Genomic DNA, 15,152 nt, shown 5'->3' on the forward strand with positions numbered 1-15,152 from the left:
AAAGCCGCGCCCTATTCATGATGGCATCATCATCCGAAAGAGCTCCCATGGTCAGCATTGAAATGATCGTCGCCGCCCGCGCCCGCCTGCGTGGACATGCCCGCCGCACCCCGCTTCTTTCCTCTCCGTTTCTCGATGAGATCGCCGGGCGCCGGCTGTTCATCAAGGCCGAATGCCTGCAGCACACCGGCTCCTTCAAGTTCCGCGGCGGCTGGTCGGCCGTCTCAGCGCTGGAGCCAGAGGTGCGCGCCCGCGGCGTCATCGCGTTTTCTTCCGGCAACCACGCGCAGGGCGTCGCCCTTGCCGCCAAGCTGCACGGCGTCCCCTCCGTCATCATCATGCCCTCCGACGCCCCGAAGCTGAAGATATCAAATACGCGCGCGCTCGGAGCCGAGGTCGTGCTCTACGACCGCGCCACCGAAGACCGCGACGCGATCGGCGCGCGCCTCTCCGAAGAACGCCGCCTGACCCTGATCAAGCCCTTCGACGAACCGCAGGTCATCGCCGGCCAGGGCACGACCGGGCTGGAGATCGCCGAACAGGCGGAAGAGGAAGGCGTGACTGCAGCAGAAGTGCTGGTCCCCTGCGGCGGTGGCGGCCTGACCTCGGGCATCGCGCTGGCGCTCGAAGCCCGCACGCCCGGCTTCCGCGTCCGCCCCTGCGAGCCCGAAGGCTTCGACGACACGACCCGCTCGCTGGCCTCGGGCGAGATCGAGCGCAACGCCACGCTATCAGGCTCGATCTGCGACGCCATCATCACCCCGCAGCCCGGCAACATCACCTTCCCGATCCTGAAACGCCTCGCCGGCCCCGGCCTCGTCGTCACCGACGAAGAGGCGCTGCGCGCCATGGCGCTGGCCTTCACCCGCCTGAAGATCGTCGTCGAACCCGGCGGCGCCGTGGCGCTGGCCGCAGCGCTGTTTCGTGGGGAGCAGTTGCAGGAGGATGCCGCGATCGTGGTGACCTCGGGTGGCAATGTGGATGACGAAATGTTTGGCCGGGCGTTGGCGTTGCGGGGGTAGGATCGCGAGGTCGCTGCTGCGGGATGTAGCTGCGAGACCGAGAGGTCGGCGGGTGCTGTAGCCGGCTCCATGACCGAGGTCTTGGCGGGCGTGTTACCCCCCTCTGCCCTGCCGGGCATCTCCCCCACAAGGGGGGAGATCGGCCAGTGGTGAAGTCTGCGCTAAACAGTCAAGGTTGGAGCGAGCGGGTGCGCCCAGCCAATCTCCCCACCTGTGGGGGAGATGCCCGGCAGGGCAGAGGGGGGTATCCCACCCGCTGAGCCAGCCATAGTGCGCTGACCAACTCCGTCACCCGCGTGACACCCCAACCGAACCGTCACCGCACCACCCGCACCCCACCAACAACCGGCCGCGCAACCTCGCCAAGCACATCCGAAACCGACTGCCGCACTAACCCCGCCAACCTCGCCACCGCCGGCGCACTCTCGGCCTCCGCCCGGTGCAGAACCAGCCCGAGCCCCTGCAATTCAGGCAGCGCCAATTCTTCCGCCATAAGCGGCCGCACCTTCGCGGGCAAGCCGACCGGCGTGCGCAGCGTCACACCGAGCCCCGCCGCGGTCGCCGCCCACAGGCCGCCGAGGCTGGGACTGACGAAGGCGAGGCGCCAGGAAATGCCCGCCGCATCCAGCGCCTTGGTCGCGGCGCTCCGCATCAGGCAGGGCGCCTCGAGTGCCGCGAGCGGCAGCGGTTCCCCGCTCGCGCGGTCCCACCCCGATGACACGGCGGCCGAGCCGATCCAGCGCATCGGCACCTCCCCGATCTGATCGCAATGCGGCGTCAGGGTCCCGTCGCTCCAGGCGAGCGCGAGGTCGAGCTTGCCCGATGTCACCCGCTCGATCAGCTCGACGTTGCGCACCACGCGCGCCTCGACCCGCACTTTCGGATGCGCCCGCGCGAAACGGCCGAGCACATCCGGCAGCAGCGTCTCGCCGAAATCCTCCTGCAGCCCAAGCCGCACCCAGCCCTCCAGCTCGACGCTGTGCACGGCCGCCGCCGCCTCGTCGTTCAGCTCCAGCAGCCGGCGGGCATAGCCGAGCATGGTCTCGCCGGCATCCGTCAGCGCCAGTCCGCGACCGGACTTGCGGAAGATCGGCGTGCCCGCCTGCTCCTCCAGCTTCTTCAGTTGCGCGCTCACAGCCGAGGTCGAGCGCCCGAGCCGGTCGGCGGCGCGCGCGAAATTGCCGAGCTCCATGCCGGTGACGAAGGTTCTGAGAACGTCGAGGTCGAAGATCGTCCGGCGCATCTGATAGTCCATTTTTTCAGGATCAATGATCCATTATATTCTGATTTTCTGCATTATCGTGCCGTGCGATCCTCTCCCTGTCAACATCTGGGAAAAGGAGGCAAACATGCCCTTCACACGTATCTCGCTTCTGAAAGGCAAGTCGCCGGATTATCTCGCGGCCCTCTCCGAGAGCCTGCACCGCGCCATGGTGGAAACCTTCAATGTGCCGCCGGCCGATCGCTTTCACATCATCCACCAGCACGATCGGAGCGAACTGATCTTCGACCGCAACTACCTCGCCGGCCCGCGCTCCGACGACTTCGTGCTGATCGCGATTACCGCCGGCAAGCCGCGCACGGCGGAGGCACGCGCCGCCTTCTTCAAGCGCGCGGTCGAACTGCTCGGCCAGTCGCCGGGCCTGCGGCCTGAGGATGTGATGATCGTCATCAACACCACGGCGCCGGACGAATGGTCCTTCGGCAATGACGGGCAGCAGATGCTGGAGCCCGGCTGGGAAATCCGCGCGATGGAGACCGCGCCATGATCGCCATGCAATACGGCTTCACCCTGCCCGCCGATTACGACATGGCGATCATCGACCGCCGCATCCACGACAAGGGCCCGATGACCGACGGTTTCTCCAAGCTCGGCTTCAAGGCCTACCTCACGGCACGTAAGGGCGAACTCGGCGCAACCGACAATCTCTACGCGCCCTTCTATCTCTGGCGGCATGCCGAAGGCGCGAGCGACTTCCTCTGCGGCCCCGGCTTCGAGGCCGTCAGCCAATCCTTCGGCCGGCCGCAGGTGGCGACTTGGATTGTCTGGCATGGCGATGTGGCGCCGGATGTGGCGAAGGCGCGCTTCGCGACACGCGAGATCTTGACGCTGGGTACGGACGTTTCGCTCGCATCGGTTCGGGAGAGCGAAACGGCGCGCGCCCGTGAGCGGTTGGACGAGCCCGGCATGCTCGCATCCGTCGCGGCGTTCGATCCCTCGGGTTGGACGATGGTGCGCTTTGCGCTGCACGCGGATGCGCCTGCTGTGTCACCGTCGACGCGGATCTATCGCGTCGGTCACGTGTCGCTGTCCTGACAGGTTATCGCGAGTTCTCGATAGGTGCAGAGGAATGCTGACCGAGAGGTCGGCGGGTGCATTACCCCCCTCTGCCCTGCCGGGCATCTCCCCCACAGGTGGGGAGATTGGCTGGGCTCGGCCGCTCGCTCCGACATCCACGTTTGGATGGGGAGCACGCCACGAGTCGATCTCCCCCCTTGTGGGGGAGATGTCCGGCAGGACAGAGGGGGGTATCCCACCCACCAAACCGGCAATGCAGCACAACCCAACAACCCGACAACGAAAAAACCCGCCACCTCCAGGAGGCAGCGGGCTCTCAACTCAATCAAACCAAATCCGGATCAAAACCCGCTCTGGCCGTCCGAACCGATATAGGCGATGCGCAGCATGTTCGTCGCACCGGGGGTGCCGAGCGGCACGCCGGCCGAGATGATGATGCGGTCGCCCGGCTTGCCGAAGCCTTCGTCGGCGACGATGCGGCAGGCGCGGTTAACCATGTCGTCGAGGTCGGTCGCGTCATGCGTGACCACACAGTGCAGACCCCAAACGATAGCGAGGCGGCGTGCGGTCTGGATGACAGGCGACAGCGCCAGGATCGGCACCTGCGGACGCTCGCGCGAGGCGCGCAGGCCCGTCGTGCCCGACGAGGTGTAGCAGACGATGGCCGACAGGCGCAGCGTTTCGGCAATCTGGCGAGCAGCCAGCGAAATCGCGTCGGCGCCGGTGGCTTCCGCCTGGGCGCGCTGGGCATAGATGATCCCAGGATAATGCGGCTCGCGCTCGATGGTGCTGGCGATCGACGCCATCGTCGAGACGGCTTCAACCGGATAATCGCCGGAGGCGGATTCGGCCGACAGCATGACGGCGTCGGCGCCTTCGAATACGGCGGTCGCAACGTCGGAGACTTCAGCGCGGGTCGGGACCGGCGCCGAGATCATCGATTCCAGCATCTGCGTGGCGACGACGACGGGCTTGCCCGAACGGCGGCAGGCGCGGATCAGCTGCTTCTGGATGCCGGGAACGGATTCGAGCGGCATTTCCACACCCAGATCGCCACGGGCAACCATCAGTGCGTCGGAGAGCTCGATGATCTCTTCGATCCGCTCGATCGCCTGCGGCTTTTCGATCTTCGCCATCAGGCCGACGCGGCCGCGGGCGATCTTGCGCACTTCGACCAGATCTTCCGGACGCTGCACGAAGGAGAGCGCGACCCAATCGACGTCGTCGGTTGCGAGAACCGCATCGAGGTCGGCGCGGTCCTTGTCGGTCAGGACGCCGGCGGTGAGGATCGTGTCGGGAAGGCTGACGCCCTTGCGGTCCGAGATCCGGGTGCCGGAGATGACCGTGGTGACGATGCTCTTGCCGTCGCACTTTTCAGCGCGCAGAGCGAGCTTGCCGTCGTCGATCAGCAGGCGGTCGCCCGGCTTCACGGCTTCGAGAATTTCCGGATGCGGCAGGAACACGCGGTTCTTGTCGCCGGGGGTGTCGTTGTTGTCGAGCGTGAACGTGTCGCCCGGCTTCAGGTCGACCTTGACGTCGGCGAACTTGCCGACGCGCAGCTTCGGGCCCTGAAGGTCGGCGAGAATGCCGATCGGGCGGCCGCTGCGCGCTTCGACGGCGCGGATGCGCTGGATCAGCGTGCGCATCGTGTCATGGCTCGCATGGCTCATGTTGATGCGGAAAACGTCGGCACCGGCCTGGTGCAGCTTCTCGATCATCGCTTCTTCGGACGAGGCGGGTCCGAGCGTTGCGAGGATTTTTACTTTGCGGTTACGCTTCATCAGTTCGGACTTTCCTGGGTGCCTGGGGTATCGGAAAGTTGAACCATCCAGCTGCCCTGGCGGCCCGTGTCATATTCCTTGAACCCCATCTTCTGATAGCCACGGGCGTAGCAATCATTGACGCCCGTGATCTTGAATTCGTTTTCCGCCACGCACATCTGCACGTCGCCCGTCCATCGTCCTCCGCGGGCGGCGTCTTCGGCGTAGAGGTAGTAATAGCGAGACTGAAGCTCTCCCTCGATCAGTGTCGCGCAGGTCGTTGCCGGGACCTGCCACCAGCCTTCCGTCATCCAGCCGTCCTTGGCCCGATATCCGATCGCCACGCCGACTAGATTCTGCGTACCGTTGCAGACGCGAAAATCAGCGCGCGCCACATCGGCAATGAAGAACGGCGAGAACGCCGCGAGAACAAAAAGAGCAAAACGGGCAAGCGGCCCGGAACGCGTAAGGAAACATGGCGCGGTCTGGATCAACACGACTTCCAATTGGCTCCCGGTTATTCGTTGTCGTGCCTTCTTGCGCTGCCTCCCGGCGAAAGTCAACGCAATGCTAATCGATTATATTTCTGACATCAAACAAGAGGCGCAGTCGCCGCCGCAAGGATCGCGCGGAGATTGCCAAGCCATAGCGAAGTGATCGATCACGGGGCGCGCTTGAACCCTTCCCCTGCCCGTGCGATCAGAGACACGCTTGCAAACAGTCAACGGCATTGTCCTCGATGAACGACTTCCAATCCTTCGAAATTCTAGGCGGACATCATGACAGGGGTATGGTGCTCCTGGGTGACCATGCGATGAACCGCCTGCCGGAACGCTATGGCAGCCTGGGCCTGCCCGAGAGCGCCTTTGCCCGGCATATCGCCTATGACATCGGCATCGAGGGGCTGACGCGGGCATTGTCTGAAAAGCTTGGCGTGCCCGCCGTGCTCGGCGGCTTTTCGCGCCTGCTGATCGACCCGAACCGCGGCGAGGACGACCCGACGCTCATCATGAAGATCTCCGACGGCGCCATCATTCCGGGCAATCACCCGATCACCCAGGAAGAGTGGAACGACCGCATCGCCAATTTCCACCGCCCCTATCACAATGCCGTCAGCGAGACGATTGCGAAGGTCGCCGCCGCCACCGGCAAGGCGCCGCTGGTGCTCTCGCTGCATTCCTTCACGCCCGCCTGGAAAAACGTGCCGCGCCCATGGCACGCCGCCGTGTTGTGGGACAGCGATCACCGCGCCGTCGCCCCGCTTCTTGACTTGCTGCGCGCCGATCCCGATCTGGTGATCGGCGACAACGAGCCCTATGATGGCGCGCTGAAGGGTGACACCATGTACCAGCATTGCATGGTCACGGGCATCCCGCACGCGTTGCTGGAGGTTCGCCAGGACCTGATCGGCGACGCCCCAGGAATTGCGGCTTGGGCCGACCGGCTGGTGCCGATCTTCGCGACCATGAACGCCGACCCGGCGCTGCATCAATACCAGGTGCACGCCTCGCGCACCGGCCCATACTGAAAAGAGGAGAGCGACATGACCACGCTCAACAAGGAACAACAGACCGAATTCGAGGCAGCCGCATTCCGTCGTCTCGTCGCGCACCTACGCGAACGCACTGACGTGCAGAACATCGACATGATGAATCTGGCCGGCTTCTGCCGCAACTGCCTGTCGAACTGGTACAAGGACGCGGCCGATGCCGATGGCGTCGAATTGACGAAGGACGAGGCCCGCGAGATCGTCTACGGCATGCCCTTCGACGAATGGAAAAGCCGCTACCAGACCGAAGCGACGCCCCAACAAAAAGCCGCATTCGAAAGCAACAACCCGCACAAATGAGCCCCGGCTCTGTCGAATAGGCTTGACCCCGGCTGATCTTCACGGCAGTCAACGCCATCCGAATTTTTATCCCCCTAGCAGGAGAACACGATGTCTGATGCCCACGGCGTTGCCCGCGACCAGCTTCGCGCTTTCATCGAGCGCATTGAACGGTTGGAAGAAGAAAAGAAGACGATCGCCGACGATATCAAGGACGTCTACGGCGAAGCCAAGGGAACCGGCTTCGACACCAAGATCCTGAAGAAGGTGATCGCGCTGCGCAAGAAGGACGAGCAGGAGCGTCTCGAGGAAGAAGCGATCCTCGACACCTACCTCGCCGCCCTCGGCATGATCGAAGGCCCGGCGGAAGCCTGATTTCGATTGCTATCGAACCAAACAAGAAAGCCGCCGGGTCGCCCCGGCGGCTTTCTTTTTGTCTCTCTGCTCGGCAATCAGCCGAGCTGCGTGACTCAGCCGAGCTGCGTGACGTAGCGAACGTCGAGATAGGCGTTGATCGCTTCCGAGCCGCCTTCCGTGCCGTAGCCCGAATCCTTGATGCCGCCGAACGGCACTTCCGGCAGGGCGAGACCATTGTGGTTGATCGACAGCATGCCGGCTTCAACGCGGCGGCCAAGCGCCTGCGCGGTGGCGCTGGAGCTGGTGAAGGCGAAGGACGCCAGGCCGAACGGCAGGCGGTTTGCTTCGGTGATCGCATCGTCGAGCGTCGAGAAACGGTTGATGATGGCGAGCGGACCGAAGGGCTCCTCGTTCATCACGCGCGCCGAAAGCGGCACATTGGCGAGCACCGTCGGCTCGAAGAAGTTGCCGGTGTTGCCGATGCGGCGGCCGCCGGTCTTCAGTTCAGCGCCCTTCGACACGGCATCGTTGATCAGCTCTTCGAGAGCCGGGATGCGGCGCTCGTTGGCGAGCGGGCCCATCTCGACGCCTGCGTCCAGACCGTTGCCGACCTTGACCGCCTGCGCGGCCTTCACGAAGCCATCCGTGAACTGGTCCATCACACCTTCCTGCACCAGGAAGCGCGTCGGCGCGACGCAGACCTGGCCGGCATTGCGGAACTTCGAGCCGGCCATGATCGATACGGCCTGATCGACATTGGCATCATCGAACACCATGACCGGGGCGTGACCGCCAAGCTCCATGGTCGCCCGCTTCATGTGCAGACCGGCCAGCGCCGCCAGCTGCTTGCCGACAGGCGTCGAGCCCGTGAACGAGATCTTGCGGATGACGGGGTGCGAGATCAGATATTCGGAGATCTCGGCCGGAATGCCGTAAACGAGGTTGACGACGCCATTTGGAATGCCGGCATCGGCGAAGACGCGGATGAGTTCGGCCGGCGATGCCGGGGTCTCCTCGGGCGCCTTGACGATGATCGAGCAGCCGGCGGCGATAGCAGCCGAAAGCTTGCGCACAACCTGGTTGATCGGGAAGTTCCAGGGCGTAAACGCCGCGACCGGGCCGACCGGCGACTTGATCGCCAGCTGCGTAACATTCGGCGCGCGCGACGGAATGACCTGACCATAGGTGCGGCGCGCCTCTTCGGCGAACCAATCGATCACGTCGGCGGCGCCGGCGATTTCCACGAGCGACTGCGCCAGCGGCTTGCCCTGCTCGCGCGTCATCATCCAGGCGATGGTTTCCTTGCGCTCACGCAGCAGGTCGGCGGCGCGGCGCATCATCTTCGAGCGGTCGAAGGGCGAGGTGTCGCGCCAGACCCGGAAGCCCTTGTCGGCTGCGGCGAGTGCTGCGTCGAGATCTTCGCGGGAGGCATGCGGAATGGTGCCGATGGTCTCACCCGTGGCCGGGTCGGTGACGGGCAGCGTCTTGCCGGAGGCGGCATTCTTCCATTCGCCGTCGATGAACAGCTTCACATCGGGATAGGTCTGCATGATTATTCCTTGTCGTCTTCATCAATCAATTCGTCGGACAGCGAACGGCGGGCCGGGGGCACGCTCCGCACATGCCTCATATAGGCCGAACGGATGCTGTTTCTCAGAGCATGCGACGTTATAAACCGAAATGGGCCTGTGTCTCCCCCCAATCGGTCATGCCACTTATGCCAAAAGCTCTACGCCAAAAGCTCTACGATTGCAGGACTTTGATCGCCCCGCCGATTGCGGTAGTGATCGGGGTGTCGCAGGAGGATTGGAATGGATGAGGTCGGCTGCATCATCGCCGGTGCCGGCGTAATCGGGCTGGCGATCGCGCGCGAAGCGGCGATGCGCGGCCTGGAGACGCTCGTCATCGAGGCCAACCCGATGATCGGCATGGAGACCAGCTCGCGCAATTCCGAAGTCATCCACGCCGGCATTTATTACCCACCGGGATCGCTGAAGGCGCGGCTCTGCATCGAAGGCCGCGGTCGGCTCTATCGCTACGCCGAAGACAGGCACATCCCCCACGCCCGCTGCGGCAAGTTCATCGTCGCGACGAGCCCGGCGCAGGTCGAGAAACTGGAAGCCATCCGCATCAAGGCGGTCGAATGCGGCGTTGACGATCTCGTGCTGATCTCCGGCGAGGAGGCGATGGCGCGCGAACCGGCGCTGAACTGCGTCGCCGCCCTCGTCTCGCCCTCGACCGGCATCATTGACAGCCACGCACTGATGCTCTCCTTGCGCGGGGATGCCGAGGAGGACGGCGCCTTCATCGCCCTCAACACCGAGATCATATCGGGCGAGGCCGCCGACAACCACTTCGTGCTGCGCACCCGCGACAAGACGAGCGGCGAGGAATACGACGTATCATCGCGCCATTTCATCAACGCCGCCGGCCTGCACGCCAACGATCTCGCCCGCCTCCTCTCGGGCTTCGACCACGCCACGGTGCCAAAGCTCTACCTCGCCAAGGGCAACTACTTCGCCGCCCCGACGCGCAACGTCTTCTCGCGGCTGATCTACCCGGTGCCGGAAGATGGCGGTCTCGGCGTGCACCTGACCATGGACCTTGGTGGTTCCATCCGCTTCGGCCCCGATGTCGAGTGGATCGACGCGATCGACTACGAGGTCGATCCGGCGCGCTGCGAGCGGTTCTACGACGAGATCCGCCGCTACTGGCCTGGCCTGCCCGACAACTGCCTGCAGCCCGCCTATAGCGGCATCCGTCCCAAACTCTCCGGTCCCGGCCAGCCCGCCGCCGATTTCGCCATTCACGGCCCGTCCGTCCACGGCGTTAGCGGCATGGTGCATCTCTATGGCATCGAGAGCCCGGGGCTCACCTCCTCGCTTGCGCTCGCCGAACACGTCATGTCCGAGATCGTCGGCTGAAAGGTGGCGCAGAATGCCGTCTCCAACCTTCGGATAGTGGTTTCACCACGCAATTCGCGGTAGATTGCAAAGTCAGAGGAGCAACTTGCGGAGCGCATTTCGTGAAAACGATTACCGACAAGGAACTGGCCGAGCGCCTGCGCCAGGCGCTCACGATTCTCGACAACAGCATGCCCTCAAGCAAACGCGCGCTCAACATCTACGAGATGGTGATCCGGGTGCTCGATACCGGCGCGCGGGTGCTCGAGGACGAACAATTTCGCACGACCGCCAACGACAATCCCGGCAAGCCCTGAACCGGGCGTGACGCCCTATCCCTTGATCCGCGCCAGCACGCGATCGAGCGCCGCGATCAGCGCGCTGCTGCCGCCCTTGTGGTCGAAGTCCTCGAACACCTGCTCGTTCAAGCCGCCCTTGGTGGAGAACTCCTCCTTGAGTTCGTCAAGCGGCGTCTCGCCATGCTTGACCGCCTGCTGTGCGAGGCTGAGGAACAGCGGCGCCAGATAGGCCCGCGCCTTGTCCGCAGGCATCCCCTGATCGGCGAGCCAGCCAGTGGTGCGATCGAGAATGCCAAAATAGGTGGCCATCAGTGAGCTCGCGGCCGCAAGCAGATCATACTCCGCGCGCGTCTCGCAGGCGACGGCACTGCCCAGCGCCGAGAAGATAGCGGCGACCGTGTCATTCCCAGGATAGATCGCCGTCACCCCGGCGCGCTCGGCAACGAAGGGCAGCGGAATGGCCTGGGTGATTTCGACAGGCGCATCGATCCAGTCCTCGAGCTTCGCCCGGTCGGTCGCGGCTATAACGCTGACGACGCTCTGCCCGGCACGGAACCGCAAGCCTCTGGTCACCTCTTCTGATATCTGCGGCCTGATCGCCAGGAACAGGATGTCGGCGGCATCGACCACGGCCTGGTTATCGGCGCCGATCTCGACAAGCGGCGACGATGCCGCCAGACGGGCGGCGATCTCACCATTGCGCGGCGAGACGGTGATCTTCGACAGGTCGAGCGACGAGCCAAGCATCCCCTTGACCATGGCCTCGGTGATCGTCCCCGTGCCCACGAACCCAATCTTCATCACCGCTCTCCGTTAATTGCCGCGCATCCCGCGCCACCAACAAAAAACCGCCGGATCGCTCCGACGGTTCTGATTGTCTGATCTGGAAGACGGCTTAGTTCGATTCGAACTTGCGCACTTCCATGAAGTTGACCGCCGTGCCGCTGAAGCGGCCCGTGTCGATCGACGCCGTCTTGGTGAAGCCCTCGGCGTAAACCGCCTTCGGCTGTGCGCGCAGCGTCTGGCTGACGAAACGCGGCGCCTTGACCGGCTTGGTCACCATTTCCATGCGCGCATTGCTGAGCGCCCACTGCGAGATGATCTTCTGCGTCAGCTTCGGCTCGGTGGTAACGGTCGCGCGGCTGGCGTCGGCCTCTGCGGCTTCATGCTTGGTCGGGCGGCCACCCTTGGTGGGCAGGCCCTGAGCAGCACTCGGCTCGATCGCCGGCTTCGGCGCATCGAAGGCATCGCCGAAGCTTGCCGACTTGGTCATAGGCGCAAGCGCTGCCAGCTGCACCGGTGGCTTTTCGGCCGGAACCTTTTGCGGCATCGCTGCGTTTATAGCCTGTTCGACGCTCGATACCGGCGGCTGGTTGGCTGCAAGCTGGCCGTGATTGGCAGTGTTCTGCTGGTTGAGAGCATCGGCAACGGCTGGAGAAAGCGTACCCTGCTGATCTGCCTCATCGACACCGGCTTCCGGATCGGCATTCGCCGCCGCCAGAAGCTTTTCTGCCAGAGCCGGACGCTCAGCCGGCGTCGGCACGGCCGCGAGATTCCCCGTCATCGCGGCAGCCGGATCGGCTGAAGCGACTTCCGCGTCTCCCGGAGAACGACGTGCACCGAGGAGCGAAGGCACCGGAACGCTATACGCGCTGAGATCCGCATAGCCCTGCTGACCCTGATCGGTCACAGCGGCAAGAGCATCCTGCGCGGCATTACCCGATTGCGGAGCGACAAGGGCGCTGGCCACTTCGCTGCCGCCAGGCTGATTTGCTAACGCCGGCCGCACCTGCGGGATCGGCGCGTTGACGCTTGCGACTTCAGTCTGCTGCGAAGCTTCTGCCTGAGCCGGGGCACCCTGGCTCGGATCAGCTGCGTTCGGCATATCGGCGGCCTTCGGCGGCGTTGCCTTGGCAACGGCGACTGCTGGCGTGCTGTCGTCGGAATTATCCTCTTCCTCATCCGCGCCACCGCCAAACAAGGCTGCAAACAAGGTCTTCGGCTTCTTGCGCTCTTCGCTGGCGGAGCCGGTATAGGCACCGGAGCTTGCCATCTGCACCGAGCTGTCGCTCACGCGACGCTTGTAATCGGCGACCGCCTGCTCATAACCCGGCAGCGGCTTGCCGTCGGCCGGGATGTGCATCGTGTTACCGTTCGGGAAGAGACGGACGAGTTCGTCGCGGTTCATACGCGGCCATGCGCGAACGCCGCCGACATCCATGTGCACGAACGGCGAACCGGATTTCGGATAGAAACCAACGCCGCCGACCTGCATTTTCATGCCGATCGCGCGCAAAGTCGCCAGTTTCACATCAGGAATGAAGAAGTCCATCGCCTTGCCGAGCATGTGCTGGCTCTTCTCGGCGACACCGGAATTGCGCGAGCGGTTCTTCAGCATGGCGTTGGTGCCCGGCGAACGGAAACCGCAGACGACGTTGATGTAATCCTTGGAACCGCTCTGGCGGTAGACTTCCCAGATCAGGTCGAACAGGCGCGGGTCCATCTTCGTCGGCTGGTTCTTGCGCCAGTCGCGAAGGAAGCGGTTCAGCTGCTCGAGACCCTTGGGGTCGAACCTGCCGTTGCGCTTATAGGTGATGACAGCCTTTTCACCCGTGTGAATGAAGTAAAGCTTGAGACTACGCGTTTCGCCCGCCGCTTGCGACGGCGTACTGGAGCCGACGAGCACCGGGGACGAAACTGCAACTGCGAGAAGGGCGGCCATAGCCGTCCTTGTCACCTTTCCGCAAAGGTCTGCGCACCTGTTGCGCCATGTCGGGCGCGAAGGCTTCGTATTCCAATTCAGATCCGGCAAACTCAATCCCCGTCAGACAGCCGATGGTCCCTCAATCTGACCCTTGACTGTGAAATGCGGTCACACGATGGCAAAAATGCCACACATGATCAACCTTTTCTTTACATAGTGAACAGGCCACTAACAAGTGGTTTATGATTGGTAACAAAAGATGATTGCCGGAATCTTAACTGGAACACCCTATGCAGCGTCCTTTTGCGGGTTATCCGGGTCGATCCCGTAGTCTTTCAACTTTCTGTAAAGCGTCGAGCGCCCGATACCCAGTTTGCGTGCAACCTGGCTCATCTGACCACGATAGAACTTGAGCGCGAATCGGATCAGCTCTTCTTCGACATCGGCAAGCTTGCGCACGTCACCGGACGGATTGGTGCTCGAAATCGCGTTGTCGGGTGCGTCGTTGATCCGCGCCGCGACATTGTCGGCCACCGTCTGCGAGACACCGAACTCCGCAGCAGCGATCTCGCCGAGGCGAACATTGCTGCTGTTATCGGCAACCAGCGCCAGGTGATCGACCACGTCGTATTCCGGAAGCTGCGCCGCGATCTGCGGGAAGTCTGCTTCCGTGAGCTCCGGACCGTCGGCCAGAACCACGGCACGGAAGATCGCGTTCTCCAGCTGGCGGATATTGCCCGGCCAGTCGTATGCGGTGAGCAGGGCCAGCGCGCCGGCATTGACCGTCATCCGGTTGCCATTCTTCTGCTCGCTCGAGAAGCGTTCCGTGAACACCCGCACCAGATGCGGAATGTCTTCCTTGCGCTTGCGCAGCGCCGGGATGGTGATGGGGAACACGTTGAGGCGGTAGTAGAGATCCTCGCGGAAGTGGCCGTTCTTGACCTCTTCGATCAGATCCTTGTTGGTCGCCGAGATCAGGCGGACGTTGACCTTGTGCGCGGTGCGAGCGCCGACGGTCTCGATCTCGCCCTGCTGCACGGCGCGCAACAGCTTCACCTGCACGTCGAGCGGCAGGTCGCCGATCTCGTCGAGGAAGATGGTGCCGCCATCGGCTTCCATGAACTTGCCGACATGCCGCTCGGTGGCTCCGGTAAAGGCACCCTTCTCATGGCCGAAGAGAATGCTCTCGACAAGATTGTGCGGAATGGCGCCACAGTTGACGGTGACGAAGGGCTTGCCGGAGCGGTCGCTGCCGGACTGGATGGCGCGGGCCACCAGCTCCTTGCCGACGCCGGATTCACCTTCGAGCACGACGGGAATGTTGGATTGCGCGGCGCGCTGGGCGAGATCCAGCACGCGGATCATCGCCGGGCTTGCCGACACGATATCGTCGAAGCCGACGGCACCGGAGCGCGAACGCCGCCCGGCACGTGCCTTGACCTCGCGTTGATCTAGCTTCAGCGCATTGGCGATCGAATTGGAAATCCGCTCCGGCGAGACGGGCTTGACGACGAAATCGAAGGCGCCGGCGCGCATCGCCTGCACCACCGTCTCGATCCCACCCTGCCCGGTCTGGACGATCACGGGAATTTGCGTACCGAAGGCATGGATCGCCTCGAGAAATTCGAGGCCTGTCATCTCCGGCATCATCAGGTCGAGAACGATGACGTTGTAGAGGCCACCGGCCCTCTTCACCATCTCAAGACCGATCCGGCCATTCTCTGCCTGGTGGACGACGTGTCCGTGACGCTCGATGGCGTTCTTCAGCAGTCTGCGCTGTACTGGATCGTCTTCGACGACAAGTATCTGCGCTGCACCCTTGTGCTCGTTGTAACCGGTCATTGCTGCCTCACTTCATGCGAAACCTTGAATGGTAATGTCGCAGAAAGGCTTGAACATCCAGTTTTGAGAAATAATCGCATTTTAACGTTTGTGACGAAGGCGGATTCGCCTCGAAACGACGCTCCCGCGCGACGAAAA

The 15,152-nt window shown here is 63.5% G+C and carries 14 protein-coding genes and 2 pseudogenes; 8 read left to right on the forward strand and 8 right to left on the reverse strand.

What is annotated here, in order from left to right; genetic code table 11:
- The first annotated feature begins 47 nt into the window (after window positions 1-47).
- A complete protein-coding gene (locus ACVTFQ_RS14295; RefSeq protein ID WP_470423904.1) occupies window positions 48-1,022 on the forward strand; it encodes a threonine ammonia-lyase in 975 nt (324 codons plus the stop codon).
- Between the two features lie 316 nt (window positions 1,023-1,338).
- Here the strand turns inward: ACVTFQ_RS14295 and ACVTFQ_RS14300 are convergent, their stop codons facing one another.
- A complete protein-coding gene (locus ACVTFQ_RS14300) occupies window positions 1,339-2,265 on the reverse strand; it encodes a LysR substrate-binding domain-containing protein (protein WP_111563446.1) in 927 nt (308 codons plus the stop codon).
- A gap of 106 nt (window positions 2,266-2,371) precedes the next feature.
- Between ACVTFQ_RS14300 and ACVTFQ_RS14305 the strand changes: the two genes are divergently transcribed.
- Both ACVTFQ_RS14305 and ACVTFQ_RS14310 read left to right on the forward strand, forming a co-directional pair.
- On the forward strand, window positions 2,372-2,791 hold the full coding sequence (locus tag ACVTFQ_RS14305) for a tautomerase family protein (protein ID WP_111563447.1): 420 nt from the start codon (window positions 2,372-2,374) through the stop codon (window positions 2,789-2,791).
- Window positions 2,788-3,339 carry a DUF4865 family protein gene (locus ACVTFQ_RS14310; protein WP_111563359.1) on the forward strand — a complete coding sequence of 184 codons (552 nt, stop codon included), beginning with the start codon at window positions 2,788-2,790 and terminating at the stop codon, window positions 3,337-3,339. The genes ACVTFQ_RS14305 and ACVTFQ_RS14310 overlap by 4 nt, the downstream gene beginning before the upstream one ends.
- A 323-nt stretch (window positions 3,340-3,662) precedes the next feature.
- On the opposite strand, the gene pyk is transcribed toward ACVTFQ_RS14310, so the two are convergent.
- Entirely contained in the window at window positions 3,663-5,102 is a 1,440-nt protein-coding gene (gene pyk / locus ACVTFQ_RS14315; protein WP_047509459.1) for a pyruvate kinase, read from the reverse strand.
- Window positions 5,102-5,587 (reverse strand): DUF1036 domain-containing protein, encoded by a 486-nt coding sequence (locus tag ACVTFQ_RS14320; protein WP_111563360.1) that lies wholly within the window; start codon window positions 5,585-5,587, stop codon window positions 5,102-5,104. Before ACVTFQ_RS14320 ends, pyk begins: the two co-directional genes overlap by 1 nt.
- Window positions 5,588-5,820: 233 nt before the next feature.
- Between ACVTFQ_RS14320 and ACVTFQ_RS14325 the strand changes: the two genes are divergently transcribed.
- The 3 genes from ACVTFQ_RS14325 to ACVTFQ_RS14335 all read left to right on the forward strand — a co-directional run bounded on the left by ACVTFQ_RS14325 (window position 5,821) and on the right by ACVTFQ_RS14335 (window position 7,284).
- The gene (locus ACVTFQ_RS14325) at window positions 5,821-6,609 is read left to right on the forward strand and encodes an N-formylglutamate amidohydrolase (RefSeq protein ID WP_111563361.1); all 789 of its coding nucleotides are present in this window, start codon (window positions 5,821-5,823) and stop codon (window positions 6,607-6,609) included.
- A 15-nt stretch (window positions 6,610-6,624) separates the two neighbouring features.
- Window positions 6,625-6,930, forward strand: a complete 306-nt coding sequence (locus tag ACVTFQ_RS14330) for a DUF1244 domain-containing protein (RefSeq protein ID WP_111563362.1) — start codon at window positions 6,625-6,627, stop codon at window positions 6,928-6,930.
- 90 nt (window positions 6,931-7,020) lie between these two features.
- Entirely contained in the window at window positions 7,021-7,284 is a 264-nt protein-coding gene (locus ACVTFQ_RS14335) for a DUF2312 domain-containing protein (protein ID WP_018899724.1), read from the forward strand.
- Between the two features lie 95 nt (window positions 7,285-7,379).
- On the opposite strand, the gene ACVTFQ_RS14340 is transcribed toward ACVTFQ_RS14335, so the two are convergent.
- Window positions 7,380-8,816, reverse strand: a complete 1,437-nt coding sequence (locus ACVTFQ_RS14340; protein ID WP_111563363.1) for an NAD-dependent succinate-semialdehyde dehydrogenase — start codon at window positions 8,814-8,816, stop codon at window positions 7,380-7,382.
- A 261-nt stretch (window positions 8,817-9,077) separates the two neighbouring features.
- On the opposite strand from ACVTFQ_RS14340, the gene ACVTFQ_RS14345 reads away from it, so the two are divergent.
- Complete coding sequence (locus tag ACVTFQ_RS14345; protein WP_111563364.1) at window positions 9,078-10,190, forward strand: NAD(P)/FAD-dependent oxidoreductase; 1,113 nt, start codon at window positions 9,078-9,080, stop codon at window positions 10,188-10,190.
- Window positions 10,191-10,291: 101 nt separating this feature from the next.
- On the forward strand, window positions 10,292-10,486 hold the full coding sequence (locus ACVTFQ_RS14350) for a hypothetical protein (protein WP_047509466.1): 195 nt from the start codon (window positions 10,292-10,294) through the stop codon (window positions 10,484-10,486).
- Window positions 10,487-10,501: 15 nt separating this feature from the next.
- Here the strand turns inward: ACVTFQ_RS14350 and ACVTFQ_RS14355 are convergent, their stop codons facing one another.
- The 4 genes and pseudogenes from ACVTFQ_RS14355 to ACVTFQ_RS14370 form a co-directional block, all read right to left on the reverse strand.
- Window positions 10,502-11,269: a pyrroline-5-carboxylate reductase gene (locus tag ACVTFQ_RS14355; RefSeq protein ID WP_112436920.1), complete on the reverse strand. Its 768-nt coding sequence runs from the start codon at window positions 11,267-11,269 to the stop codon at window positions 10,502-10,504.
- Between the two features lie 94 nt (window positions 11,270-11,363).
- Window positions 11,364-13,280 carry a peptidoglycan L,D-endopeptidase MepK gene (locus ACVTFQ_RS14360; protein ID WP_111563366.1) on the reverse strand — a complete coding sequence of 639 codons (1,917 nt, stop codon included), beginning with the start codon at window positions 13,278-13,280 and terminating at the stop codon, window positions 11,364-11,366.
- Between the two features lie 180 nt (window positions 13,281-13,460).
- Window positions 13,461-13,673 (reverse strand): annotated as a pseudogene (locus tag ACVTFQ_RS14365) (helix-turn-helix domain-containing protein); the annotation flags it as partial.
- A gap of 86 nt (window positions 13,674-13,759) precedes the next feature.
- Window positions 13,760-15,014 (reverse strand): annotated as a pseudogene (locus tag ACVTFQ_RS14370) (sigma-54-dependent transcriptional regulator); the annotation flags it as partial.
- Window positions 15,015-15,152 lie beyond the last annotated feature (138 nt).

This window comes from Rhizobium sp. O111, assembly GCF_055616315.1.

Coding starts and splice junctions, on each gene's coding strand:
- pyk (WP_047509459.1), bottom strand. CDS start 5,102: ATGAAGCGTAACCGCAAAGTAAAAATCCTCGCAACGCTCGGACCCGCC.
- ACVTFQ_RS14310 (WP_111563359.1), top strand. CDS start 2,788: ATGATCGCCATGCAATACGGCTTCACCCTGCCCGCCGATTACGACATG.
- ACVTFQ_RS14295 (WP_470423904.1), top strand. CDS start 48: ATGGTCAGCATTGAAATGATCGTCGCCGCCCGCGCCCGCCTGCGTGGA.
- ACVTFQ_RS14340 (WP_111563363.1), bottom strand. CDS start 8,816: ATGCAGACCTATCCCGATGTGAAGCTGTTCATCGACGGCGAATGGAAG.
- ACVTFQ_RS14335 (WP_018899724.1), top strand. CDS start 7,021: ATGTCTGATGCCCACGGCGTTGCCCGCGACCAGCTTCGCGCTTTCATC.
- ACVTFQ_RS14305 (WP_111563447.1), top strand. CDS start 2,372: ATGCCCTTCACACGTATCTCGCTTCTGAAAGGCAAGTCGCCGGATTAT.
- ACVTFQ_RS14325 (WP_111563361.1), top strand. CDS start 5,821: ATGAACGACTTCCAATCCTTCGAAATTCTAGGCGGACATCATGACAGG.
- ACVTFQ_RS14355 (WP_112436920.1), bottom strand. CDS start 11,269: ATGAAGATTGGGTTCGTGGGCACGGGGACGATCACCGAGGCCATGGTC.
- ACVTFQ_RS14300 (WP_111563446.1), bottom strand. CDS start 2,265: ATGCGCCGGACGATCTTCGACCTCGACGTTCTCAGAACCTTCGTCACC.
- ACVTFQ_RS14345 (WP_111563364.1), top strand. CDS start 9,078: ATGGATGAGGTCGGCTGCATCATCGCCGGTGCCGGCGTAATCGGGCTG.
- ACVTFQ_RS14330 (WP_111563362.1), top strand. CDS start 6,625: ATGACCACGCTCAACAAGGAACAACAGACCGAATTCGAGGCAGCCGCA.